The sequence below is a fragment of the Cupriavidus sp. GW823-FHT06D04 genome (assembly GCF_058795055.1).
Map to the genome: position 1 here is coordinate 218,110 of NZ_JBXAHL010000004.1, position 23,743 is coordinate 241,852.

Sequence of the window (23,743 nt, forward strand, 5' to 3'; positions counted from 1 at the left end):
TGGAATGGTTGAAGCAAGGGGATGAGCGTGGCCAATACGGCTGACAAGACATATCGCGCGCGGCAAGGACAGGGCATCGGCCTGGGTGGGCGCTATGCGCGCCTGCTGGCGCCGGCGGTCAGCGGGCGCGCGGCCGTGGTGGAACTGGTGGTGGCCATGCTGGCGGCAATGGGGCTGGCGTGGCTGGCGCTGCCGCAGAACCCGCTGCTGCTCGGCATGGGCTTTCCGTGGGCCTGGCTGCTGCCGGTGATCCTGGCACTGCGCTACGGCACGCTGATCGGCGTGGGCAGCGTGCTGATGCTGCTGGGCGGCTGGTACTTCTACCAGCAGACCGGCGTGATGGCAGGGCCTTTCCCGCGCCTGTTCTTCCTCGGCGGGCTGCTGCTGGTGCTGGTGGCCGGGCAGTTCGGCGATATCTGGGGCACGCGCCTGGCGCGTGCCCGCGCCGTGAACCGCTACCTGGACGAACGCCTGGCGGCACTGACCAAGAACCACTACCTGCTGCGCATCTCGCATGCGCGGCTGGAGAACGACCTGCTGGCGCGGCCCACCACGCTGCGCGACACGCTGTCGCAGCTGCGCAGCGTGGCGCTGGACGAGGCGGCACGCACCGGCCAGGTGCTGGCCGGCGCGCAACCGATGCTGCAGGTGGTGGCGCAGGCCTGCCAGCTCGAGGCAGCCGCGCTCTATGCCTGCGATGGCGAGCACGTGGACGGTGCCCCTGTCGCCAGCGTCGGCCCGGAATTCACGCTCGATACCACCGACCCGCTGGTGCGCCACTGCTTGGACACGCGCCAGCTGGCGCACCTGCGCGCCGACGGCCTGCAGCATGGCGCGCAGACGCGCTACGTGGCGGTGGCGCCGGTGCTGGCCGGCTCCGACCACCTGATCGGCCTGCTGGTGGTCGAGCGCATGCCGTTCCTGTCGCTGACCTACGAGAACCTGCAGATGCTGATGGTGCTGCTGGGCTACTACGCCGACGGCGTGGAGCACGCCGGCGCCACCCGCACCATCCAGGCTGCGCTGCCGGCCTGCCCGTACCCGTTTGCGCTGGACTATGCGCGGCTGTCGCGGCTGCGGCGCGAGACCGGCATCGAAAGCTCGGTGGTGGCGCTGGTGTTCGACGCGGATCCGGAGCGCGATGCGCTGTTCGAGCAGGTGGTGCGCAGCCGGCGCGCGCTGGATGTGGCGTGGCCGGTGGTCAACGCCCATCACCGTGCCATGCTGACGCTGATGCCGCTGTCCGATGCGCAGGCGGTGGCGGCCTACCTGGTGCGCATCGAAGACATGCTGCGCGCGCAGTTCGGCACCGACTTCACCAGTGCGGGCATCGGCGTCTATACGCTGGCGGTGCCCGGCGCCGGCTCGGAAGACGCGCTGGTCAAGCTGCTGCGCCGGGCCCAGGTCGATGGCGCGATCGCCCCCGCCACGCTGCCGGCCGGGGAAGCGCCCCATGTTTAAGCTCGGCGCCAGCGGGCTCGCCGCCCAGATCGCCGCGCTGGCGCTGCTGGCGCGCGCCGGCAACAGCACTGCGCTGCTGCTGGCCTTCTTCGGCATGCAGGCGGCGGCTGCCGCGCTGACGGCGCTGCTGCTGTGGCGCCTGCTGCCGCGGCGCTTTCGCGTGCCGTTCGCGTGGAGCTATGGCTTTCTCGCGCTGTTCTGCTTCTTCGTGCCGCTGGGCGGCGCGCTGGTGTGCCTGGGCAGCTACCTGTTCTCGAAGCTGTTCCCGCGGCGCGTGGACACCAGCGGCATCGGCACCGTGGGCTTGCCCGAGTTCGTCACGCACCTGATGTCGCGCGTCACCCACGGCGGCGGCGCGCGCCTGCGTGCGCAGCTGGGCAATGCGCGCGCGCCGCTGCCCGAGCGCATGACCGCGCTGGTGGCGATGCAGTCGATGCCGGCGCGCACCGCCAGCCCGGTGCTGCGCGAACTGCTGGCCGACAGCGTCGACGACGTGCGGCTGCTGGCCTACGGCATGCTGGATGGCGCCGAGAAGCAGCTGACCCAGCAGATCCTGGCCGAGCTGCCGCGGCTGGAGAGCGCCAACAGCGCCAGCGAGCGCGCCGAGATCAGCAAGCGGCTGGCCGACCTGTACTGGGAACTGATCTACCAGAACCTGGTGCAGGGCGACGTCTACCGCTACACCGCCGGCCAGGTCGAGCGCTACGCCAGCGCGGCGCTGGAGTACGACGACAGCAATGCCTCGCTGTGGTACATGCGCGGGCGCCTGGCGCTGGCGCGCAATGCCCCGCGCGAGGCGCGCGACTGGCTGCAGCGCGCCGAATCCCTCGGCTTCGCGCGCGAGCGCGTGCTGCCGCACCTGGCCGAAGCCGCCTACCTGGAACGCGACTACGCCGCGGTGCGCCAGCTGATGGCATCGTTTGACAGCCCCTCGCCGCTCCCGCTGGTGCGGCCCCTGCTGCGGTACTGGCAATCATGAGCGAGATCTTGATGAAAGGGACGTCGGCCGACGTCATGCTGCTGCTCGAAGGCACCTTCCCGTATGTGAGCGGAGGGGTGTCGAGCTGGGTCAACCAGATGATCCGCGCGTTCCCGGACCTGCGCTTCGGCATCGTCTTTATCGGCAGCCGGCGCGAGGACTATGGCGACATGGCCTACCAGTTGCCGCCCAACGTGGTGCACCTGGAAACGCACTACCTGTACGACTTTCCGCCGCCGCCGCTGGTCCAGGGCAGCACCGGCGATGCCAGGGCGTTCGACGCCTCGGACCGCCTGCACGAGCTGCTGCGCGACCCGGGCCGCGAGGCCGAGGCCGGCGCCATGATCCGCGAGCTGATGCCGACGCTGCGCGAGGGCGGGGCGCTGGGCGAGGACGCCTTCCTGTACAGCCGCCGCGCCTGGCAGACCATCACCGAGCAATACCGGCGCTTCTGCACGGACCCGTCGTTCACGGACTATTTCTGGACCGTGCGCATTATGCACAAGCCGCTGTGGCAGCTGGTGCGCATTGCCGACAACCTGATCCCGGCGCGCGTCTACCACACGGTTTCCACCGGCTATGCGGGCTTTCTCGGGGCGCTGCTGCGCCACCGCAACCAGCGCCCGCTGCTGGTGTCGGAGCACGGCATCTACACCAAGGAACGCAAGATCGACCTGTTCCAGAGCCAGTGGATCCGCGACAACCGCAATGTGTTCGAACGCGACATCTCCCAGATCAGCTACTTCCGCGAACTGTGGGTGCGCTTCTTCGAGACCATTGGCCGGGTCTGCTACGACGCCGGCGACGACATCGTCGCGCTGTACGAGGGCAACCGCCGCCGCCAGGTGCAGGACGGCGCCCCTGAGGCGCGCACGCGCAGCATCCCCAACGGCATCGACCTGCCGCGCCTGGCGCCGCTGCGCGCGCGCCGCAAGCCGGGCGTGCCGCCGGTGCTGTGCCTGATCGGCCGGGTGGTGCCGATCAAGGACGTCAAGACCTTTATCCGCGCCATGCTGACGGTGGTGCGTGAGTACCCCGATGCAGAAGGCTGGATCGCCGGGCCCGAGGACGAGGATCCCGACTACGCGCGCGAATGCTGCAGCCTGGCCGAAAGCCTGGGCCTGGGGCAGAAGGTCAAGTTCCTGGGCTTCCAGCGCATTGACGCGCTGCTGCCGCAGGTGGGCGTGCTGGTGCTGAGCTCGATCAGCGAGGCGCTGCCGCTGGTGGTGCTGGAAGGCTTTGCCGCCGGCGTGCCGTGCGTGACCACCGACGTGGGCTCGTGCCGCGAGCTGCTGTTCGGCCTGCCCGGCGAGGATGCCGCGCTGGGCTCGGCCGGCGAGGTGGTGCGCATTGCCGACCCTGCGGCACTGGCCGCGGCGGCGTTAGGGCTGCTGCAGGACCCGGCGCGCTGGCAGGCGGCGCAGGCCGCCGGCGTGGCGCGCGTGGAGCGCTACTACACCCAGGACCGCATGGTGGGCAGCTACCGCGAACTGTATCAACGGCTGATGGCGCAACCAGACGGCGCCGGGCATGGCGGACCTGAGCGGCAGGGCGGCGGCAACCCCGCGCGCTGCCCGGTCCACGGAGGAGCCTGAGCATGGCTGGCATTGGATTCGAGCTGCGCAAGATGCTGCGGCGGGACAACCTGTCGGGCATGCTGAGCGCCTACGCGTATGCCGGCATCATCAGCTCCGGGCCGTGGATCCTGTCGATCGTCGGCATCCTGCTGATCGGCATGCTGAGCCTGCCCTTCGTGGTGCCGGGCTCGCTGATCACGCAGTTCCAGGTGTCGGTGACCTACCTGATCGCCGGCAGCCTGATCCTGACCGGGCCGATGCAGCTGGCGTTCACGCGCTTCACCTCGGACCGGCTGTTCGAGAAGCGCGACCACCTGGTCCTGAGCAACTACCACGCGGTGGCGCTGCTGGCGACGGTGCTGTCGGGCGGCATCGGCGTGGCGTGCGCAGTGTTCAGCTTCGGCGAGCAGTCGGTGCTGTACCGGCTGCTGATGGTGGCGGGGTTCGTGGTGCTGAGCAATATCTGGATTGCCGCGATCTTCTTGTCGAGCATGAAGCAGTACAAGGCCATCGTGTGGACCTTCCTGCTGGGCTATGCGATCTCGGTCGGGGCCGCGCTGGCGCTGCGCGGCCACGGGCTGGAAGGGCTGCTGGGCGGTTTCGCCGCCGGCCAGCTGTGCCTGCTGACCGGCATGGTGACGCTGATCTACCGCAACTACACCAGCCGCCAGTTCATGTCGTTCGAGGTGTTCCAGCGCCGCTATGCCTACCCCAGCCTGGTCGCGATCGGCCTGCTGTACAACCTGGGTATCTGGATCGACAAGTTCATGTTCTGGTACGCGCCCTCCACGGGGCAGCAGGTGATCGGACCGCTGCATGCGTCGATCATCTACGACATCCCGGTGTTCCTGGCCTACCTGGCGATCATCCCCGGCATGGCGGTGTTCCTGGTGCGCATCGAGACCGATTTCGTCGAGTACTACGACGCGTTCTACAACGCGGTGCGCGGCGGCAGCTCGCTCGAGCATATCGAGGACATGCGCAACACCATGGTCCAGACCATCCGGCTGGGTTTGTACGAGATCGTCAAGGTGCAGGCCATCGCCGCGCTGCTGCTGTTTGCGGTGGGCGTGTGGGTGCTGCGGCTGCTGGGCATTTCCGAGCTGTACCTGCCGCTGCTGTACGTGGACGTGATCGGCGCCAGCCTGCAGGTGGTGCTGCTGGGGGTGCTCAATATCTACTTCTACCTGGACCGCCGCCGCGAGGTGCTGCTGCTGACCGCGACCTTCGTGGTGCTGAACTTCGCGCTGACGCTGCTGACGCTGCACCTGGGACCGGCGTGGTACGGCTACGGATTTGCGGTGTCGCTGCTGGTGGTGGTGGCGCTGGCGCTGTACCTGCTGGACCGCAAGCTGGACCGGCTGGAGTACGAGACCTACATGCTGCAATAGGTCCTGCCGGGGCCGCGCCGCCCGGCTCCCCGAGCAGCGCGATGGCGGCAAGGAGGGCGCAGATCGAAAGACGATCGCGGAGGGATCGGCGCAGTTACCGCCGCCACCCCTCGTCGGGGCATCTCGACGAATGGGCCCGCGATTGGGTAACATGGAGGCAGCCGGCGGGCTTCGGCCTGGCCCGTCGGATCAGATCGACGGCCGCGCCCCCCTGGGGGTGAATATGAGGAATGACTTGCCGGCCGAGCCGTCGACATGCCGTGGCAGAGACCGCAGTTGCAGTCGGAAGCTGGCAGAAGGATGTAGAGGTATGCGTATTGCCTCCGTGGAGGATGATCCGGATCAGGCCGAACTGATCCGGCAGATATTGAGCGAAGCCGGCTTCGAGTGCGAGTCCTTCGCCAACGGTGCGGACTTGCTGCGCGCGCTGCGCGAGCGCGCCTATGACCTGTTGCTGGTCGACTGGCAGCTGCCGGGCACCAGCGGCTATGAGCTGGTCAGCTGGGTGCGGCAGAAGTCCGGCAATATGCCGCCGATCCTGTTCGTCACCAGCCGCACCGCTGAATCCGATATCGTCGACGGCCTGACGGTGGGCGCCGACGACTACATGCTCAAGCCTATCCGCGCCGGCGAGCTGATCGCCCGCGTGCGCTCGCTGCTGCGCCGCGCCTACCCCGAGGCCGCGCAGGAAGTGGAGCTGATCCGGCGCGGCAACTACACCGTCGATACCCACGCGCGCACCATCACCGTCGGCGGCGAGCCGGCGCTGCTGTCGCCGCGCGAATATGAGCTGGCCCTGTTCTTGTTCCGCAATACCGGGCGCCTGCTGGCGCGCGAGGTGATGGAGCAGGCCGTCTGGGGCCGCGCCATGGGGGCGGGCTCGCGCACGCTGGATACGCATATCTCGCGGCTGCGCCTGAAGCTGGCGCTGCGCCCCGAGAACGGCGTGCGGCTGACCTCCGTGTATTCGCACGGCTATCGCTTTGAAGAGGCTTCCGCGGCTGACGCGGAAGCGGATGAGGCCGGGGCGGATGCGTAAGGTGATGGGTGGTGTCGCGCTGGCCCTGCTGGCCGGCGTGGCGGTTCCGGCGCACGCCGGGCCCGCGGGCGCGGAAGGCGCCGATTTTATCTACCTGGTGGAGCCGGGCGATACGCTGATCGGCCTGGCCTCGCGCTACATGGCGTCCGAGCAGGGGTGGCGCACGCTGCAGCGCCTGAACGGCGTGGCCGATCCGTACCGGCTGGTGCCCGGCTCGCGCCTGCGCATCCCGCTCAGCCAGATTCCCGAACAGGCCGCCTCGGCGCGCGTGGTCTATGTGGCCGGCGAGGTCCGCGCCAATGGCCGGCCGGTGCAGGCCGGCATGACGCTGGACGAAGCCGCGCGCATCGAGACCCCCGCGGGCGGCTCGGTCACGCTGGAGCTGCCGGACCGCAGCCGCGTCACGGTGCCGCCGGCCACCAGGCTCTCGGTCAGCCGGCTGCGCACGTTCGCGCGCAGCGGCCTGACCGACACCGTGATCCGCATCGACAAGGGCGCCGCCGATACGCGCGTGGCGCCCACGGGCGGCGGCGTCGGCCGCTTCGAGCTGCATACGCCGATGATGGTGACCGGCGTGCGCGGCACCCGCTACCGGGTCTCGGCCGACACCGCGGGAAGCCGCAGCGAGGTGCTGGAAGGGCGCGTCGGCGTCAGCGCGGCGCGGGGCGCCCGCGCCCGGCCGGCAGCGGAGCGCGCCATGACCGCGGCGGCTTCGGTCGGTGCCGGCTATGGCATCGGTGTGTCGGCCGGCGGCAAGCTGTCGCAGCCGGTGGCGCTGCTGCCGGCGCCGGCCCTGCTGCCCCCGGCCGATACCGTGCTGGGCCCGTCCTTCGAGGCCGCCTGGCAGCCGGTGCCGGGCGCCACCGCCTACCGCGTGCTGGTGGCGCGCGATGCGGCGCTGAGCGAACTGGCCTGGACCGGCATCGTCAGTGGCGCCAAGGCCACGACCGCCCGTGTAGACGGGCTGCCCGAGGGCACGCTGTACCTGAGCGTCAGCGCCATCGACAAGCACCAGCTGACCGGGCACGGCGCGCAGGCGCCGGTGGCGGTGCGGCTGAACCCGCCGGCGCCGTTCACGCGGCAGCCTGCCGCGGATGCGGTGCGCTATGCCGACGCCGTCGCCTTCGAATGGGCCACCGTGCCGAGTGCTGCGCGCTACGAACTGGCGCTGGCCGCCGATCCCGCCTTTACGCGCGATGCCGTGGTGCAGGCGGCCTCCGGGCCCGCCGCCGCGCAAGCGCTGGTGCCGGGCCGCTGGTGGTGGCGCGTGCGCAGCGTCGATGCGGCGAGCCGGCCGGGCCCGTGGTCGGATGCGGTCCCGTTCAGCGTCGAGCCCAAGCCGCCCGTGCCGACCCTGCAGGACGACGGCGGCGCGCTGCATATCGGCTGGCCCGAGGGCAGTGGTGCCGGCGCGGGCTACCGGGTTCAGGTGTCGGCCGATGCCGGCTTTGCCACGCTGCTGGCCGACGAGCACACCACCACCAACACCATTGACCTGCCGCGCCCCGCGCCCGGCGTCTATTTCATCCGCGTGGCACGTGCGGCGCCGGGGGTGACGCCTGACCCGGCGGCGTTCTCCGCGCCGCAGCGCATCGAGGTCTCTGCCTTCCTGCGCGACTCGCAGGGCGGCGCGATCGGGTCGGGCGACCGGCCGGACGGTGGTGGCCGCGTCCGGCTCAACTGACGCGCCAGGCTCGCCACCGGCCGCGCCTACGCGGGCAGGCGGGCGGGCTTTCGGGCGGCGCACGCGGATCGAATGGTGCCTGCTGCTTGCGGCCGTGCTGGCGCTGGTGGTGCTGGCCGCGCGCCAGGGCTGGACCGAGCGCGCCGACCTGGCCGCCTACGATATCGCCATCAGCGCGCAGCACCATCCGGCCCGCGACGACATCGTCATTGTCGGCATCGATGACGCCAGCATCACCGCCATCGGCCGCTGGCCTTGGCGCCGCGCGGTGCTGGCGCAACTGGTCGAGCGCATCGCCGCCGGCCGGCCGCGCGTGATCGGCGTGGACGTGATCCTGTCCGAGCGCGACACCCGCTATCCGCAAGACGACGCCGTGCTGGCCCGCAGCCTGGCCCAGGCCGGCAACGTGGTGCTGCCGGTGGTGGCCGAATCCGGCCCCGCCGGCATGCTGGTGCGCTACCCGCTGGCCGGGCTGGGCGCCGCGGTGGGCCATATCAACATGGTGGTCGACACCGATGGCGTGGCGCGCCAGGTCTATCTGAGCGAGGGGCCTCATCCGGTGGCCGCCGCCGGCGTGCCGCACCTGGCCGCGGTGATGGCGGCGTTCGGGCACGCCGGAGAGCCGCCCGGCATCGCGCGCCAGGAGCCGGCCCGGATCACCGAGGCCAACGGCTGGGAGCGCAGCGGCCGCCTGCGCATCCCGTATGCCGGCCCGCCCGGCACCTTTGCCCGCGTGTCGGCGAGCGACGTGCTGGACGGCCGCGCCAATCCCGCCATCTTCGCCGGCAAGGCCGTGCTGATCGGCGCGCTGGCCACCGGCATGGGCGACGTGCTGCCGACGCCGGTGTCGCGCGATGGCCGCGGCATGAGCGGGGTGGAGATCCTGGCCAATACCGTGCAGGCGCTGGCCGACGGCGACGCCATCGTGGCGGTGCCGCGCGCGTGGCAGGTCGGCGGCACGCTGCTGGCGGTGCTGCTGGCCGCACTGGCCGCGCTGCGCCTGCCCCCGCGCGGCGCGCTGGTGGCCACCGGGCTGCTGCTGGCCGCCCTGCTGGGCGGCTCGCTGTTGCTGCTGGCGCTGGTGCGGCTGTGGTTCGCGCCCGCCGCCGCGGCGCTGGGCTGCGTGCTGTTCTACCCGCTGTGGAGCTGGCTGCGCCAGGAGGCGGCCCTGCGCTTCCTTACCGACGAACTGGCGCGGCTGGAACGCGAGCCCGGCCTGATTGCCGCGCCGCGCCATACCGGCGCCACGCTCGACAGCCGCATGCGCGCCGTCTACGGCATGAGCGCGCAGCTGCGCGGCACGCGCCGCTTCCTGTCCGATGGCCTGGAAAGTCTGCCCGATGCCACCGCGATCTGCGACCTGGATGGCGGCGTGATGCTGGCCAACCGGCGCTGCGTGGCGCTGGCGCCCGCCGTGCTGGACGGCGAGCCCGCGCGCGCGCCGGGCGAGGCCGGGCCGCCGCGGCCGGCCATCCACGCGCTGATCGAGGCGCTCTTTCCCGCGCCGGCACCGGCCCTGGCGTACTGGCAGGCGCTGCACGACCGCCACGCCGGCGCCCGCATCGCCCCGGCCCCGGTCCCCGACGGCGGCATCGAGGTGGCCGGGCGCGGCGACCGCCGCTACCTGCTGCATGGCGCGCCGCTGCATGCCGAGGCCGGCGCCGTGGCCGGCCTGATCGTCAGCGTGATCGACATCACTGCGATCCGCATTGCCGAGCGCCAGCGCGAGCAGATGCTGCGCTTCCTGTCGCACGACATGCGCTCGCCGCAGGCCTCGATCCTGGCCTTGATCGAGCTGCATGAGCGCCGCGCGCGGCGCGATGGCGCAGCCACCGGCGATGTCGCCACGGACAGCAGCGTGCTGGCCCGTATCGCCGCGCATGCACGCCGCACGATGACGCTGGCCGACGACTTCATCAGCGTCGCGCGCGCGGAGTCGAAGACCCTGGCGTTCATGGAAGTGGAACTGGGTGGCCTGGTGCTGGATGCGACGGACCAGCTCTGGGCACTGGCCAAGGCCCGCGACGTGACGCTGCAGATCGACCTGCCTGACGACCCCGCGGTGCTGCAGGGTGAACCGACGCTGCTGGCACGCGCCATCGCCAACCTGGTCAGCAATGCGATCAAGTTCAGCCCGCAAGGGGAGACCGTGACGGTCTCGCTCACGCGTGAGCCGGGCAGCTTTGTCGTTGCAGTGCAGGACCACGGGCCGGGGATTGCCGAGGCCGACCAGGCTCGATTGTTCGAACCGTTCGCGCGCCTGCATGAGGGACAGCAGGGCGCGCCGGAAGGCGCGGGCCTGGGGCTGGTGCTGGTGCGGGCCGTGGCCGAGCGGCATGGCGGCAAGGCCAGCGTGCGCAGTGCCGCTGGCGCGGGGGCGGTGTTCCGCATCGAATTGCCTGTGGCCTGAGCGGCACGGAAATTGCCGCTAGGCGTGTTGCGGCCGCCGACACAATTGTTGGCAGTCGTCACAGGCGGATTTGCGTAGCATCGGATCGCCGCTGGAGCCGCATCCGGTGGTTTTCGCGCCCACGCCAGCTCCCCCAATGGCCGTAACTGGCGTGGGCGGCTTTTTTTGGGGTTGGCAGCGGGTACGGCTTCGCGACAACGCGGAGCGCTCTCTCGCCGGCACAGGTGCGGGTGCAGCGACAGACACGCAGCCCGGCCTATCCCCTGAACGTCAAGACAAAGCGCGTCCTTCCCCCCTCCGACTCCACCCCGATTCCCCCGCCATGCGCAGCCACAATCGCCTGCGTAATCGCCAGCCCCAGCCCTGCACCATCGGACTCGGGCCGCGCTCGCGACTTGTCGGCACGGAAGAACCGGTCGAACAGCGATGGCAGCAATTCCGGCCGGATGGTGTCGCCTTCGTTCTCGACGACCACCGTCACCCCTTCGGCCGAGCGCAAAATCTCCACCACAATGCCCTTGCCGGCCGGCGTATGCCGCAGCGCATTCGACAGCAGGTTGCTCAACGCCCGCCGCAGCATCAGCCGGTCACCGGTGATGCGGCCACTGCCGCGCACGGCCATTCGCACGCCCTTGTCCTCGGCCAACGCATCGTAGAAATCGAACAGCGCAGCCACCTCATCAGCGACCTCGATCGGCTCGGCGTTCGGCAGGGTGATGCCGTGCTCCATCTTCGCCAGGTAGAGCATGTCCGACACCATGCGCGACAGCCGCTGCAGCTCTTCCACGTTGGACGCCAGCACGTCGCGGTACTTGTCCGCATCGCGCGGCTGCGAGAGCACCACCTGGGTCTGCGTCATCAGGTTGGTGATCGGCGTGCGCAGCTCGTGCGCCAGGTCCGATGAGAACTCCGACAGGCGCGCGAAATCGCGCTGCAGGCGTTCCAGCATGGCGTTGAGCGTCGCGGCGAGGTCGGCCATTTCCACCGGCACGGCATCGACCGGCATGCGCTCGTCCAGCTTGTGCGCGGTGACGGCGCGCGCGCGCGAGGCCATGGTGCGCAGTGGCCAGAGCCCCCGGCGCGCGGCCCACCAGCCCAGCAGCCCGCTCGCCAGCGCGGCCAGCGCGGTGTAGAAGGCCAGCGACTGGCGGAAGGCGTGCATGAAGTGGGCATGCAGCGAAGTGTCCATGCCGACCACGACCTGCAGCGGCCCCGGCTGCCCGGGCGCCAGCTGGGCCAGCGCACGCATGCCGCGGTAGGTCTGGCCACCCTGTTCCCAGGTGAAGGCATGCCGCTGCGCCGGCAGTTGCGCGGCTGCAGCCAGTGCGATGCCGAAGTCGAAGTCCTGCGTGGCATACAGGCGCCTGCCGTCGGCGGCGCGCACTTCGGCGACGAAGCCGGCATGGTGTTCCAGCACCGGGCCCAGGCGCTGCGGCAGCGACGCTGCCGGGCCTTTGGCCGCGATCTTCTGGATCAGCCGCACGTTGTCACCCAGCACGGCGTAGTCCTCGTCGGCGAAATGATTGTCGATCGCCAGCCAGATCAGCACGCCCAGCCCCAGCAGCACCGCGGCCGACGACAGCGAGAACAGGATGGTGAGCCGTGCCGTCAGCGACATCCGGCCCTTCATTCAGCGTCCTCCGCTGCCTCGGGGGCTTCCAGCACATAGCCCATGCCGCGCACGGTCTGGATCAGCTTGGGCTCGAACTCATCGTCGATCTTTGCGCGCAGGCGCCGGATGGCGACGTCGATGACATTGCTGTCGCTGTCGAAGTTCATGTCCCACACCTGCGAGGCGATCAGCGAGCGCGGCAGCACTTCGCCGCGGCGGCGTGCCAGCAGTTCCAGCAAGGCGAACTCCTTGCTGGTCAGCGTGATGCGGCGACCGGCGCGCGTGGCCCGGCGGCGGCCCAGGTCCAGCACCAGGTCGGCCACCTGGATGCGGTCCAGCGCCATCTGTGCCGTGCCCCGGCGCAGCAGCGTGCGCACCCGCGCGAGCAGCTCGGAAAAGGCGAAGGGCTTGACCAGGTAGTCGTCCGCACCCAGCTCCAGCCCCTTGACGCGGTCGGCCACGCTGTCGCGCGCTGTCAGGAACAGCACCGGCACGGCGTTCTCCGCGGCGCGCAGCGCCTGCACGATGCGCCAGCCGTCGACGTCCGGCAGCATCACATCCAGGATGACCAGGTCATAGGGCTCGGTCATCGCCAGATGCTGGCCGTCCAGCCCGTTGGCCACCAGGTCGACGACAAAGCCCGCCTCGGTCAGCCCCTGGCGCAGGTATTCGCCGGTCTTGGACTCGTCCTCCACCACTAGCAGTTTCACAGCACTTTCCTTGATCGATCGGCCCTTTGGGCAGGGTCCGGCAACTCTACGCCGGTAACGCGGGCGCCAACATGACCGGAAGATTACCGGAATGTCATGTTCCAGTCAGACGTGCGTAGGGTGGCCTTCGCTACGCTTGGCATGCTTTCAACCAGGACTGATGACATGCGACGCCACCCCAGTACCGGCCTTGTGCTGCCCGATTTACCCCGCCGCCGCTTCGTGCAAGGGCTGGTTGCCGGCGGCGTGGTGGCCAGCCTTGCCGGCGTTGGCGGCAGCGCGTGGGCGCAGCATGCGGGCCAGCGCGCCGGGCAGGCTGCCCCGGCCGGCTCCGGCTCGGCGCCGGTCCTGCGCGGCACCGAGTTCGACCTGGTGATCGGCGAGTCGCTGGTCAACTTTACCGGCAAGCCGGCCATCGCCACCACCATCAACGGCATGCTGCCCGGCCCGACGCTGCGCTGGCGCGAGGGCGACACGGTCACCATCCGCGTGACCAACCGCTTGCGCGAGGCCACCTCGATCCACTGGCACGGCATCATCCTGCCGTACGAGATGGACGGCGTGCCGGGCATCAGCTTTGCCGGCATTCCGCCCGGCGAGACCTTCACTTACCGCTTCAAGGTCGCGCAGACCGGCAGCTACTGGTACCACTCGCATTCCGGCTTCCAGGAAATGACCGGGGTGTACGGCGGCATCGTCATCGATCCGGCCTCTGGGCAGGAAACCGTGCGGGCCGACCGCGACCACACAGTGCTGCTGTCGGACTGGACCGACGAAGACCCGATGCGGGTGCTGACCAAGCTCAAGATCCAGGGCGACTACTACAACTACAACCAGCCGACGGTGGTCGACTTCTTCCGCGACGTCTCGCGCGACGGGCTGAAGCAGGCGCTGGACAAGCGCAGCATGTGGAACCAGATGCGGATGAGCCCGACCGACCTGGCGGACCTGTCCAGCGCCACGCTGACGCACCTGGCCAACGGCGTCACCCCGGCCGGCAACTGGACCGGGCTGTTCCGGCGCGGCGAATCCGTGCGGCTGCGCTTTATCAACGGCTCGGGCAACACCTTCTATGACGTGCGCATCCCCGGACTGAAGCTGCGGGTGGTGCAGGTCGATGGCCAGAATATCGACCCGGTCACGGTCGACGAATTCCGCTTCGGCCCCGGCGAGACCTGCGACGCCATCGTCGAGCCGCGCGACGACGCCTACACCCTGTTCGCGCAGTCGATGGACCGTACCGGCTATGCGCGCGGCACGCTGGCGGTCAGGGAAGGGCTGGCGGCGCCGGTGCCCGCGCTCGACCAGGCCGAATGGCTGACCATGACCGACATGATGGGCGCGATGACAGGCCACGGCGGGCATGGCGGACACGGTGGCATGCAGCACGGCGCGATGCCGATGCAGGGCATGGACCACGCCGGCATGGATCACAGCCAGCACGCCATGGCCGCCGCCGATCCGCTCAAGGTCCCCAGCAAGACCGCCCGCCACGCCCGCACCGAATACGGTCCGGGCACCGACATGCGCGTCGACATGGCCCGCACCAACCTGGACGATCCCGGCATCGGCCTGCGCAACAACGGCAGGCGCGTGCTGACCCTGGCCGACCAGCACACCATCGGCGGCGCCATGGATGCGCGCGGCCCCGGGCGCGAGGTCGAGCTGCACCTGACCGGCAATATGGAGCGCTACACCTGGTCCTTCGACGGCGTCGAGTTCGGCAAGTCGACGCCGATCTACTTCAAGCACGGCGAACGGCTGCGCGTGATTCTGCACAACGACACCATGATGACCCACCCCATGCACCTGCACGGCATGTGGAGCGAGCTGGAAGCGCCGGACGGCAGCTTCCAGGCGCGGCGCCACACCATCCCCGTGCAGCCGGCGCAGCGCATCAGCTTCCTGGTCACCGCCGATGCGCTGGGGCGCTGGGCCTGGCATTGCCACCTGATGCTGCATATGGATGCGGGCATGTTCCGCGAAGTGGTGGTGGCGTGATGGCTCAACCTGAATTCGCAATCTCCATGCACAGGCACACGAAGACGATACTGGCCGCGGCGCTGGCCTTGACCGCAATCGGCGCAGCCCAGGCGCAGGACCCGCATGCCGGCCATGCGCACAAGCACGATGCCCCGGCCGCCATGCAGGGCATGGACCATGGCCAGATGCAGGGCATGGAGCAGGACGGGATCCAGACCATGGACGGTGGCGGCGCGCCGGTGCCGGACATGCAGGGCATGGCCGCCCCCGCCATGGACCACGGCGACATGAAGATGCAGGGCGGCAGCGCGCCGCCCGACGCCCGCGATCCGCATGCCTATTCCGGCGGCTACCAGCTGGGCGTCGGCAAGTACGCGCTCGGCGACAAGCGCCAGCTAGTGATGGCGGACGAGCATTTGTTCGCCTCGGTGCTGGTCGACCGCCTCGAATGGGCCCACGCCAACGGCAGCAATGCCGCCGCCTACGAGATGCAGGCATGGTTCGGCAACAGCTACGACAAGCTGGTGCTCAAGGCCGAGGGCGAAGCGTCGAAGGGCAAGATGCACGAGGCCCGCACCGAGCTGCTGTGGGGCCACGCCGTGGCCAGCTACTGGGATACCCAGCTGGGCCTGCGCAACGACGCCGGCAGCGGCCGCCCGGCCCGCAACTGGCTGGCCTTCGGCGTGCAGGGGCTGGCGCCGTACTGGTTCGAGGTAGATGCCACTGCCTATGTCGGCACCAGCGGCCGCACCGCGCTGCGGCTGTCCGCCGAATACGAATTGCTGCTGACGCAGCGCCTGATCCTGCAACCACGCATCGAAGCCAACCTCTATGGCAAGAACGACCCGGAGGTGGGCATCGGCAGCGGCTTGTCCAACGGCACCGTGGGGCTGCGGCTGCGCTATGAGTTCAGCCGGCAGTTTGCGCCGTATATCGGCGTGGAGCGCTACCAGGCCTTCGGCAATACCGCCGACATGATCCGGACCTCTGGCGGCAAGGCGGGCGAAACGCGTTTCGTCGCCGGTGTCCGGGTCTGGTTCTGACACCACAACTTCATCATCCCCAAGCGGAGATAACCATGCATGCCAATCGCCCCCTGATCCAGACCCTGCTTGCCGCCAGCGCCGCGCTGGCCAGCAGCATCGCCTTCGCGCACCCGAAGCTGGTGTCGTCCACGCCGGCGGACAAGGCCGAAGTGGCGGCGCCGCAGAAGATCGAACTGCAGTTCTCCGAGACCCTGGTCACCCAGTTTTCCGGCGCCAGTCTGGTGATGACCGGCATGCCGGGCATGGCTAGTCATGCGCCGATGAAAATGGCCGCGAAAGTCTCCGGCAGCGACGACCCCAAGGCCATGGTGATCACGCCGGCGCAGCCGCTGCCGGCCGGCAGCTATCGCGTCGACTGGCGGGCGGTGTCATCCGATACCCATCCCGTCAACGGCAATATCGCCTTCACGGTGAAGTAATTGCCGCAACCGGACTGGGTGGCCGCCGGGCTGCGCCTGGCGCTCTATGTCGACCTGGCCTTGCTGTTCGGGCTGCCGCTGTTCTGCACCTATGCGCTGCATCGGGGTGAACGGGCCTCACGCTTTGCCATGCGATGCCAGGCGCTTGCGCTGGGCTGTGCCGTAGCGGGCATCGTGCTCTCGCTGGGCGCCCTCGTCGTGATGGCCCGGGCGATGACGGGGGTGTCCGACTACGCTTCGTTGCAGGGCCACGTCTTCGCGATGATCGTCACGGGCACGGATTTCGGCTTGGCCTGGTCGGTGCGCCTGATGGCCCTGCTGCTTTGCGTGCTGGCCGGCGTGTCCTGGCGCAGGCGGCCGGGCGCGCGCTGCGCTGCGCTGGCCGGGTTCGGCGGGATTGCACTGGCCACGCTGGCCTGGGGCGGCCACGGCGCGATGCATGAGGGCGCCTTGCGCTATGTCCACCTGAGCGCCGACGTGGCGCACCTGCTGGCCGCCGGCGCATGGGTTGGCGCGTTGGCCGCGTTCGTGCTGTTGTCCCTGGCGCGGCCGGGATCGGACCAGGCGGCCGTGGCGTTGCTGAGCCGCACCTCGAACGGCTTCGCCCGCGTCGGCACCATTATTGTTGCCACGCTGCTGTTGACCGGCGTGCTCAACTACTGGTTCATCGTGGGCCCGGCGCTGCCCGATGTTGCGCCGATGTCCTATGGCGGGCTGCTGGCCGCCAAGCTCGCGCTGTTCGTGGCGATGCTTGGCATGGCTGCCGCGAACCGCTTCCGCCTGAGCCCGCAGCTGGCGTTGGCGGTGCAGGCCGGGGACCATCGGGTGGCGGCGCTGGCGTTGCGGCGCAGCCTGCTGCTGGAGGCCGGCGCCGCCGCGCTGGTGATGGCCCTGGTGGCCATGCTGGGGATGCTGTCTCCGGCGCCGATATGAGGCCGGCGCGATCAGACATAGGCAATCAAACGCCCGGCACAGATTACCAGCGACCACGTCACCATCGAGGCAATGGCGCTGATCCGCGCGCCGGCTGGCGGCGCGACGCCGCTGTCCCAGCCCCGTTGCCCGGCATGCAGGCTGCGATATGGCCCCAGGTGGAACCAGAGCACATTGGCCAGCGCCAGCGCGATCAGGCACAGCTTGGCCAGGAATGCAGGATTGACGGCCAGCTCATCGGCATGGGCCAGGAACAGCAGCACGCCGCTGGCCGCGACCGCGACGAAGGCGCCGGCGGTGAAGGGCAGCGCATGGCGCAACAGCAGGCTCACCGGCAGCCGCCGGCCGAGTCCGGCCAGGCGCATGTCGACCACGAAGATGGAGCCGAACAGCAGCGCCATGCCGGCCAGGTGGACGATCTCCACTGCGGGATAGGCCCAGGCCGAACTGCGCAGGGCCATCGGGAACGGCAGCCGCGCCAGCGCGCCGGCCCATTCCGTCCATTGCGCGAACAGCACCGACATGCGGCGCGAGCCGGCTCAGCGCAACTCGACGGTCTTGCCGTCCATTGTGATGCGCTCGGCGCGCAGCTCGTCGGCCTTTTCCTTGCTGGCGTAGCCGACCAGCGTGACCTCGCGCCCCACGGCGACCTTGTCGGCGGTGGCGCCGCGCGCCTCCATCCGCGACACCGGTGCCAGCACGGCCAGCCAGCGCTTGCCGCCGGCGTCGACGCGGATATGCGCGTGGGGGTTCTCGTAGTGGCTTTCGACGATCTTGCCGGTCAGCGTCAGCGGCCTGGTCTCGTCATAGGTGGACCAGCCGTGATGGGCAATGGCCGGCACTGCGGCCAGCGCCAGCGCGGCGCTGGCGGCAAAGAGGGCGGGGCGGAACAGGGCGCGGATGCTGGGCATGGGTGGTCTCCGGTCAGGACAGGTGCAGTATATGCGCCGATCCCGACCGTGGAAGTGAGACCTATGCGCGGCACGAGTCTGCGCGCTGCACCAGCCGGTGCAGGCTAGGGCTCATGGGCTTGAGCGCGGCGCGTTCGGCCGTGAGCGCAATCGCCAGGTTGCTGCGGCCGCCGCGCAGCGCCGCCTCGAGCAGGGTCAGGCTGATGACGTCGCGCTGCGCATGGCTGCCGCCGAAGCGGTGGGCGATCAGGCGCACCGGCGTCAGCAGGTCGATGGCAGTGGTGTAATCGCCCTGGTCGAACGCGATCAGGGCATCGGCCACCGGCAGCCCCACATCGCGCGACATCATGGCATTGGTGCCGTTGCCCAGGGCGGCGCGCTCCAGCGCGGCACGGACCTGGTCGGCGGCCGCGGGCCGGTGCGCGCCCAGGCTGGCCATCACGGCATGGACATCGTTGAAGGCGTAGTAGCCGGCCGCGCCGCGGCCCAGCCAGTCGTCGGCCACCGGCTGCCAGCGCCGGCCCACATCCACGCCGCGCAGGTGCAGCCGCCACAGCAGCGCTGAGGCATCCACCAGGTCCAGCGCGATCGCCGGCGCGGGGCGCTTGATACAGCGGTCGTACAGCGCCAGCACCTCGTCGGTCCTGCCGTCTTCCAGCTGGAACAATGCCAGGTGCCACCAGTTGTGCACGGCCAGCATATTGTCGTCGGACCAGTCGTCGCGGCGCCCGTCCAGCCAGGCGATGCCGTCGGCCAGGCGGCCCTGCATCTCCATCACGTGCGCCACCGCGTGCACGGCCCATGGGTCGCGCGGATTGAGCTCCAGCGCGCGCCGGCCGCTTTCCTCGGCGCGCTCGTAGAGCTGGGTTTCCTCCAGGCCGAAGGCATGCATGCCGAGCAGGTAGCCGTAGCCCGGCATGCCGGCATCCCAGTGCGGCAGCGCCTGCGCCACGCGGTCGCGCAGCATCGATGACTGCCCCAGCAGGAAGTCTTCGAGATGCGCGGTCTGGATCGCCAGCAAGTCGCGTGGATAGTCGATCACGATATCGCCGTAGAGCCGGACCGAGCGCTCGAACTCGCCGTCCAGCCAGGCGCGTGCCGCGGCAATATGGCGGCGCTCGCGGTCGTTGGCGCTGGTGTGCAGGGCTTCGCCGGCTTCGACGCTCTGGCGCAGCATGGGCTCGGCGGTGCCGTCGCCAGAGGTGACCATCAGCGCGGCGCGCAGCGCGTGGCCCATGGCGAAGCCGGGGTCGGCGGCCAGCGCCGTGTCAATGGCGGCGAGCGGGTTGCCGTAGTAGCTGTTCAGCAGTTGCAGGGCGGTCTCATACTGCTCGACCGAGCGGGCGTTCTGGGTCGAGACCGGAAGATCCCGTGAATCCGTGAGTGCCATGGCAATCTCCGTGCGCCCGCGGCAGCGGGGCTGTCACGAACCATCGTAGACGGCAAAACGCCCCGTGTAACGGATGCGGCGGGGTGCGCCGCACCATGCCCGCCACAAGGCGCATGGCCGGGGTGCGTTGTGCGCTATATGCCGCTGCCGCCATATCGTTGCCGTGTGTCGGTTAAACTGCCGCATCCCCAATCACGACCTCACCATCAGGTTTCCCATGAAAACACTTGCGCTTTTCCTCGGCACCCTGACCTTCGCCTGCGCCGCATCCGCGGCCGCCCCGGCTGCCTCGGCCCCGGCCGCCCCTGCCGCACCCGCGGCGGCGCCGCAGACGCTGGCGTCGGGCATGACCATCCAGCACCTGATCAAGGGCAATGGCGCCTCGCCCAAGGCCACCGACTCGGTGCAGGTCCACTACCGCGGCACGCTGGCCGACGGCACCGAGTTTGACAGCTCGTACAAGCGCGGCCAGCCGATCTCGTTCCCGCTCAACCGCGTGATCCCGTGCTGGACCGAAGGGGTGCAGGCGATGCAGGTGGGCGGCAAGGCCAAGCTGACCTGCCCGCCGGCCACGGCCTACGGCGCGCGCGGCGTGCCGGGCACGATCCCGCCGAACGCCACGCTTACCTTCGAGGTGGTGCTGCTGGGGATCGGCGGCTAAGAGCCCGCATCAGCGCGGCGCCTGCGGCTGCGCGGGCGCAGGCGTGCCCGCCGGCGCCTCCGCGGCGGGCGCTGCGGCCGCGCCGCTGTCGTCGTTTTCGTCGTAGTCCGGCAGCGACGTGCTCTCTCCCAGCAGGTAGCGGCGCCGCTGCACGTAGGCATCGCGCACAAAGGTGTACTTGTCCAGCGCCGCCAGCTTCAGCAGGTCGGTGGCGCCCAGCAGGTTGGTGCGCACGTCCACCACGTTCATCCCGAACAGCGAATTGCGCACCGCCGGCTCGGCATAAGTGGTCGGGTCGAACTGGAAATTCACATACAGGCCCACGCCGTCGCGGAATGAGCTGGGGCCAAACAGCGGCAGCACCAGGTAGGGTCCCGACGGCACGCCCCACGTGCCCAGCGTCAGGCCGAAATCCTGCGAATGCTTCTGCAGGCCGGCGGGCGTGGCGATGTCGATCAGTCCGCCGATACCCAGCACGGAATTGATCGCGACCCGCATGAAGCTCTCCGCGGCCTCAACGCCCTTGCCTTGCAGCAGGTTGTTGGCAAAGTTGCCGATGTCCGCGATGTTCGAATAGAAATTGGTGACCGCGGTGCGCACCGGCTCCGGCGTGACCGCCTTGTAGCCCTTGGCCACCGGCACGGCCACGTACTGGTCGAGCTTGTCGTTGACGGTGAAGACCGCGCGGTTCATGGGCTCGAACGGATCGTCGGGATTGGCTTGCGGGCCGGTGGCGCAGCCGGCGAGCAGGGTGGCGGCAATGGCGGTGGTGGCAACGGATGTAGCGCGCTGGCGTAAAGGCATCGTACGAAGGGGTTCGGGGTCGGCCGCGTCGGGTTTGTGATTATGACCGGGCAGCCTTGTCATGTTTGTGATGGGCGCCTTCGCGCGGGCGGCCCATCAGGATCGGCTGGAAGAACACGGCCCCAACCAGCGTGCACGCCAGCGCCAGCGCCAGCAGCTTGCCCATGCTGGCGGTGCCGGGATGCTGCGACAGCCACAGGCTGCCGAAAGCGGTGGCGGTGGTGGCCGCGCTGTACAGCACGGCGTGCGTCAGGCTGGACTGCAGCAGCTGGGTCTTGCCGTGCCGCCAGGCAATCACGTAATAGATCTTGAACGCGACGCCGACGCCCAGCAACAGCGGCAGCGCGATCACGTTGGCAAAGTTCAGCGCAATGCCGAACAGCACGCACAACTCCAGCGTGACGATGGCCGAAACCAGCAGCGGTATCAGCGTGCGCAGCACGTCGCCGAAACGGCGCAGCGTGATCCACAGCAGGATGGTGATCGACACCACCGCCCACGCGCCTGCCTGGGTAAAGGCGGCCATGATGGTATCGGCCGAGCCGCGGATCGCGATCGGCCCGCCGGTGGCGGTCGGTGCCACGCGCTGCACCGCGGTGATGAAGCGGTCCAGCGCGGCCTCGCGCTGCGCGCTGGCGGGCGGCGGCAGCTTCGGGCTGACGCTGACCAGCGCGCGCCCGTCCGGCGTGATCCAGTCGCGCACCAGTTCGGGCGGCAGCGTCTGCTGGCTGACAGGCTGCGGGTCCAGCGCCAGCTTTAGCCGTGCCAGCGCCAGCTGCAGCGGCACGGCGATGGCGCGCTCGGCGCGGTCGCGCGTGGCGGCGTCGGCGGAGGCCAGCTTCTTCAGCGCGGCGGACAGGTGCGCGGCTTCAGCCGCACCCGGACCGAGATGCTCGTCGGCGGCGATGGCCAGCTGCCGCGCGGCATTGCGCAGCGCATTGACGCGCACGCTGTCGGTGGCGGGCGTGGCGGTGGGTTGCGTCAGCGCCGGCATCAGCGCGGCCGAAGCCTGGCCGATGGCCTGCAGCTTGGGCGGCTGGTCGCCGGGGATAAAGGTCTGCAGCGTGACCGCGCGTGCCACCTCGGACAGCGCCGCGAGCTTGCCGGCGAGATCGCGTGCGGCCGGCAGCGAAGGCGCTAGCACGCTGACATCGTCGGTGCCGGCCTGCGGCGCGTCCCTGAGCGCCAGCAGCGTGGCCATCGATTCAGATTTGGGGTCCTTCAGGTGCAGCGGGTCGAAGTCAAAGCGCAGGTGCGGCAGCAGCGGCGCGCCTGCCAGGATCGCGAGCAGGGTGACCAGCAGCACCGGCTTGCGATAGCGGTCGAAGAACCGGTCCGCGGGCGCCAGCCACGCGAAGCCCGGCGCCTCGGGCTCGCCGCCGGGCTTGAGCACGCAGATCAGCGCCGGCAGCAGCGTGAAGGTGGTGGCGAATGCCACCATCATGCCCACGCCGGCGATCAGCCCCAGTTCGGCCACGCCGCGGTAGTCGGTGGGCAGGAAGCAGAAGAATGCCGCCGCCGTGGCCGCGGCGGCCAGGGCCAGCGGCGCGCCCACGCCGCGCGCGGACAGCCCCAGCGCTTCGACGATATGGTCGCGGTCATGGCGCTCGGCGCGGTAGCGCACGCCGAACTGGATGCCGAAATCCACCCCCAGCCCGACGAACAGCACCGCGAACGCCACCGAAATCATGTTCAGCGAACCGACCATGGCCAGCCCCAGCGCCGCGGTGATCAGCAGCCCGGCAAACAGGCTGGCCAGCACCGCCACGATCAGCCGCGCCGAGCGCAAGGCCAGCCACAGGATCAGGACCACCACCAGCACCGTCAGCACGCCGTTGAGCACGGCGCCGTCGCTGACCGAGGCGAATTCATCGTCGGCCAGCGCCTGCGGGCCGGTCAGGCGCACCGTGGCCTGGTAGCGCTGCGCCAGCTGCAGGTCGGCCGCTGCCTGCCGGATCGCGCGCGAGGCGGCGGCCCCGGCCTGCAGGTCGCTGTAGTCCAGCACCGGGCTGAGCGCGAGGTAGCTGTAGACCTGGCCATCGGGCCCAGGCTTGAGGCTGTCGTCAAGCAGCCCTGCCCAGGACAGCGCGGCGGGCTTGCCGGCCAGCACCTGGTCCAGTGTCTGGGCACTGCTGCCCAGCAGCCTGGCCATGTCGCCCAGCTTTACCTGCCCCATCTGCAGCGGCAGCGTCAGCGTGGTGGTGAGGAGATCGGACAGGCCGCGCAGGGTCGGGTCATGCGCGAGCGCGTTGACCAGCGGACGCGCCTGCACGAGCTGCTGCGAGAGCTGGCGCACTTCATCGTTGCTGGCGAACAGCAAGCCGTTGCGCGCGAAGAACGGGCCGCCGCCGGGCTGGCTGACCGCGGTGAAGCGTGCCGGCTGGCGGCGCAGCGCCTCGGCCAGCGCGTCGGCGGCGGCGTCGGCCAGCTCTGTCGCGGGCGCCTGCACCACCGCCAGGATCAACTGGTTGCGCTGGGGAAAGGCGTCGCCGATGGCGGCGTCGCGCACCGCCCAGGGGGCGTCGGATTCCAGCAGGCGGCCGATATCGGTGTTGATCGCAAAATTACGGGCCACGTAGACGCCACTGGCGGCGGTCAGCAATGCCGCGAGGATGATGACGCGCCACGGCCAGGCGGTGGCAAGCCGGACAATGCGTGTCAGCAGCGAAGTCAGCATGGGCGGATCCAAGGAGCACGAACCGCGAGTATATCGGCTGGAAGCGTGGCGCATGC

Annotated in this window: 19 protein-coding genes; 12 read left to right on the plus strand and 7 right to left on the minus strand. The window is 69.9% G+C overall.

Going from position 1 to position 23,743, the window contains the following annotated elements; translation table 11 throughout:
• Positions 1–21: 21 nt before the first annotated feature.
• From AC1Q7H_RS08980 to AC1Q7H_RS09010, 7 genes are all read left to right on the plus strand, one after another.
• Complete coding sequence (locus tag AC1Q7H_RS08980; RefSeq protein WP_013953804.1) at positions 22–1,461, plus strand: PelD GGDEF domain-containing protein; 1,440 nt, start codon at positions 22–24, stop codon at positions 1,459–1,461.
• Positions 1,454–2,440, plus strand: coding sequence for a tetratricopeptide repeat protein (locus AC1Q7H_RS08985; protein WP_492377945.1), 987 nt, complete (start codon positions 1,454–1,456; stop codon positions 2,438–2,440). Before AC1Q7H_RS08980 ends, AC1Q7H_RS08985 begins: the two co-directional genes overlap by 8 nt.
• Positions 2,437–4,035, plus strand: a complete 1,599-nt coding sequence (gene pelF / locus AC1Q7H_RS08990; protein WP_492377946.1) for a GT4 family glycosyltransferase PelF — start codon at positions 2,437–2,439, stop codon at positions 4,033–4,035. Before AC1Q7H_RS08985 ends, pelF begins: the two co-directional genes overlap by 4 nt.
• 2 nt (positions 4,036–4,037) lie before the next feature.
• Positions 4,038–5,408, plus strand: coding sequence for an exopolysaccharide Pel transporter PelG (pelG, locus tag AC1Q7H_RS08995; protein ID WP_013953801.1), 1,371 nt, complete (start codon positions 4,038–4,040; stop codon positions 5,406–5,408).
• A gap of 310 nt (positions 5,409–5,718) precedes the next feature.
• Positions 5,719–6,447 carry a response regulator transcription factor gene (locus AC1Q7H_RS09000; RefSeq protein WP_013953800.1) on the plus strand — a complete coding sequence of 243 codons (729 nt, stop codon included), beginning with the start codon at positions 5,719–5,721 and terminating at the stop codon, positions 6,445–6,447.
• Positions 6,440–8,131 carry a FecR family protein gene (locus tag AC1Q7H_RS09005; protein WP_492377947.1) on the plus strand — a complete coding sequence of 564 codons (1,692 nt, stop codon included), beginning with the start codon at positions 6,440–6,442 and terminating at the stop codon, positions 8,129–8,131. The genes AC1Q7H_RS09000 and AC1Q7H_RS09005 overlap by 8 nt, the downstream gene beginning before the upstream one ends.
• Positions 8,106–10,541: a CHASE2 domain-containing protein gene (locus tag AC1Q7H_RS09010; protein WP_492377948.1), complete on the plus strand. Its 2,436-nt coding sequence runs from the start codon at positions 8,106–8,108 to the stop codon at positions 10,539–10,541. Before AC1Q7H_RS09005 ends, AC1Q7H_RS09010 begins: the two co-directional genes overlap by 26 nt.
• 256 nt (positions 10,542–10,797) lie before the next feature.
• Here AC1Q7H_RS09010 and AC1Q7H_RS09015 read toward each other — a convergent pair whose 3' ends face one another.
• Both AC1Q7H_RS09015 and AC1Q7H_RS09020 read right to left on the minus strand, forming a co-directional pair.
• On the minus strand, positions 10,798–12,171 hold the full coding sequence (locus AC1Q7H_RS09015; protein ID WP_492377949.1) for a heavy metal sensor histidine kinase: 1,374 nt from the start codon (positions 12,169–12,171) through the stop codon (positions 10,798–10,800).
• Complete coding sequence (locus AC1Q7H_RS09020) at positions 12,168–12,863, minus strand: heavy metal response regulator transcription factor (RefSeq protein ID WP_211979424.1); 696 nt, start codon at positions 12,861–12,863, stop codon at positions 12,168–12,170. Before AC1Q7H_RS09020 ends, AC1Q7H_RS09015 begins: the two co-directional genes overlap by 4 nt.
• A gap of 165 nt (positions 12,864–13,028) precedes the next feature.
• Between AC1Q7H_RS09020 and AC1Q7H_RS09025 the strand changes: the two genes are divergently transcribed.
• From AC1Q7H_RS09025 to copD, 4 genes are read left to right on the plus strand one after another with little or no spacing between them, the layout of a single operon-like run.
• Positions 13,029–14,864 (plus strand): copper resistance system multicopper oxidase, encoded by a 1,836-nt coding sequence (locus AC1Q7H_RS09025; RefSeq protein WP_153953297.1) that lies wholly within the window; start codon positions 13,029–13,031, stop codon positions 14,862–14,864.
• 26 nt (positions 14,865–14,890) lie between these two features.
• A complete protein-coding gene (locus AC1Q7H_RS09030; RefSeq protein ID WP_041228717.1) occupies positions 14,891–15,889 on the plus strand; it encodes a copper resistance protein B in 999 nt (332 codons plus the stop codon).
• A 35-nt stretch (positions 15,890–15,924) separates the two neighbouring features.
• Positions 15,925–16,311 (plus strand): copper homeostasis periplasmic binding protein CopC, encoded by a 387-nt coding sequence (gene copC / locus AC1Q7H_RS09035; protein ID WP_013953793.1) that lies wholly within the window; start codon positions 15,925–15,927, stop codon positions 16,309–16,311.
• A complete protein-coding gene (gene copD / locus AC1Q7H_RS09040; RefSeq protein ID WP_013953792.1) occupies positions 16,312–17,244 on the plus strand; it encodes a copper homeostasis membrane protein CopD in 933 nt (310 codons plus the stop codon).
• Between the two features lie 11 nt (positions 17,245–17,255).
• Here copD and AC1Q7H_RS09045 read toward each other — a convergent pair whose 3' ends face one another.
• The 3 genes from AC1Q7H_RS09045 to AC1Q7H_RS09055 form a co-directional block, all read right to left on the minus strand.
• Positions 17,256–17,768 carry a DUF6644 family protein gene (locus tag AC1Q7H_RS09045; RefSeq protein ID WP_211979423.1) on the minus strand — a complete coding sequence of 171 codons (513 nt, stop codon included), beginning with the start codon at positions 17,766–17,768 and terminating at the stop codon, positions 17,256–17,258.
• A gap of 15 nt (positions 17,769–17,783) precedes the next feature.
• Entirely contained in the window at positions 17,784–18,155 is a 372-nt protein-coding gene (locus AC1Q7H_RS09050; RefSeq protein WP_211979422.1) for a DUF6152 family protein, read from the minus strand.
• Positions 18,156–18,216: 61 nt separating this feature from the next.
• Positions 18,217–19,545: a tetratricopeptide repeat protein gene (locus AC1Q7H_RS09055; protein WP_013953789.1), complete on the minus strand. Its 1,329-nt coding sequence runs from the start codon at positions 19,543–19,545 to the stop codon at positions 18,217–18,219.
• Between the two features lie 217 nt (positions 19,546–19,762).
• Here AC1Q7H_RS09055 and AC1Q7H_RS09060 point away from each other — a divergent pair, with 217 nt between their 5' ends.
• The gene (locus tag AC1Q7H_RS09060; RefSeq protein ID WP_492381130.1) at positions 19,763–20,206 is read left to right on the plus strand and encodes an FKBP-type peptidyl-prolyl cis-trans isomerase; all 444 of its coding nucleotides are present in this window, start codon (positions 19,763–19,765) and stop codon (positions 20,204–20,206) included.
• 9 nt (positions 20,207–20,215) lie between these two features.
• Here AC1Q7H_RS09060 and AC1Q7H_RS09065 read toward each other — a convergent pair whose 3' ends face one another.
• Both AC1Q7H_RS09065 and hpnN read right to left on the minus strand, forming a co-directional pair.
• Complete coding sequence (locus tag AC1Q7H_RS09065; RefSeq protein WP_013953787.1) at positions 20,216–21,010, minus strand: MlaA family lipoprotein; 795 nt, start codon at positions 21,008–21,010, stop codon at positions 20,216–20,218.
• Between the two features lie 40 nt (positions 21,011–21,050).
• Positions 21,051–23,687, minus strand: a complete 2,637-nt coding sequence (gene hpnN / locus AC1Q7H_RS09070) for a hopanoid transporter HpnN (protein WP_492381131.1) — start codon at positions 23,685–23,687, stop codon at positions 21,051–21,053.
• Positions 23,688–23,743: the final 56 nt, after the last annotated feature.

Excerpts from the sequence above, each read along its gene's own strand:
- AC1Q7H_RS08980 (WP_013953804.1), top strand. The coding sequence starts at position 22 with ATGAGCGTGGCCAATACGGCTGACAAGACATATCGCGCGCGGCAAGGA.
- AC1Q7H_RS08985 (WP_492377945.1), top strand. The coding sequence starts at position 1,454 with ATGTTTAAGCTCGGCGCCAGCGGGCTCGCCGCCCAGATCGCCGCGCTG.
- pelF (WP_492377946.1), top strand. The coding sequence starts at position 2,437 with ATGAGCGAGATCTTGATGAAAGGGACGTCGGCCGACGTCATGCTGCTG.
- pelG (WP_013953801.1), top strand. The coding sequence starts at position 4,038 with ATGGCTGGCATTGGATTCGAGCTGCGCAAGATGCTGCGGCGGGACAAC.
- AC1Q7H_RS09000 (WP_013953800.1), top strand. The coding sequence starts at position 5,719 with ATGCGTATTGCCTCCGTGGAGGATGATCCGGATCAGGCCGAACTGATC.
- AC1Q7H_RS09005 (WP_492377947.1), top strand. The coding sequence starts at position 6,440 with ATGCGTAAGGTGATGGGTGGTGTCGCGCTGGCCCTGCTGGCCGGCGTG.
- AC1Q7H_RS09015 (WP_492377949.1), bottom strand. The coding sequence starts at position 12,171 with ATGAAGGGCCGGATGTCGCTGACGGCACGGCTCACCATCCTGTTCTCG.
- AC1Q7H_RS09025 (WP_153953297.1), top strand. The coding sequence starts at position 13,029 with ATGCGACGCCACCCCAGTACCGGCCTTGTGCTGCCCGATTTACCCCGC.
- AC1Q7H_RS09030 (WP_041228717.1), top strand. The coding sequence starts at position 14,891 with ATGCACAGGCACACGAAGACGATACTGGCCGCGGCGCTGGCCTTGACC.
- copC (WP_013953793.1), top strand. The coding sequence starts at position 15,925 with ATGCATGCCAATCGCCCCCTGATCCAGACCCTGCTTGCCGCCAGCGCC.
- AC1Q7H_RS09045 (WP_211979423.1), bottom strand. The coding sequence starts at position 17,768 with ATGTCGGTGCTGTTCGCGCAATGGACGGAATGGGCCGGCGCGCTGGCG.
- AC1Q7H_RS09050 (WP_211979422.1), bottom strand. The coding sequence starts at position 18,155 with ATGCCCAGCATCCGCGCCCTGTTCCGCCCCGCCCTCTTTGCCGCCAGC.
- AC1Q7H_RS09055 (WP_013953789.1), bottom strand. The coding sequence starts at position 19,545 with ATGGCACTCACGGATTCACGGGATCTTCCGGTCTCGACCCAGAACGCC.
- AC1Q7H_RS09060 (WP_492381130.1), top strand. The coding sequence starts at position 19,763 with ATGAAAACACTTGCGCTTTTCCTCGGCACCCTGACCTTCGCCTGCGCC.
- AC1Q7H_RS09065 (WP_013953787.1), bottom strand. The coding sequence starts at position 21,010 with ATGCCTTTACGCCAGCGCGCTACATCCGTTGCCACCACCGCCATTGCC.
- hpnN (WP_492381131.1), bottom strand. The coding sequence starts at position 23,687 with ATGCTGACTTCGCTGCTGACACGCATTGTCCGGCTTGCCACCGCCTGG.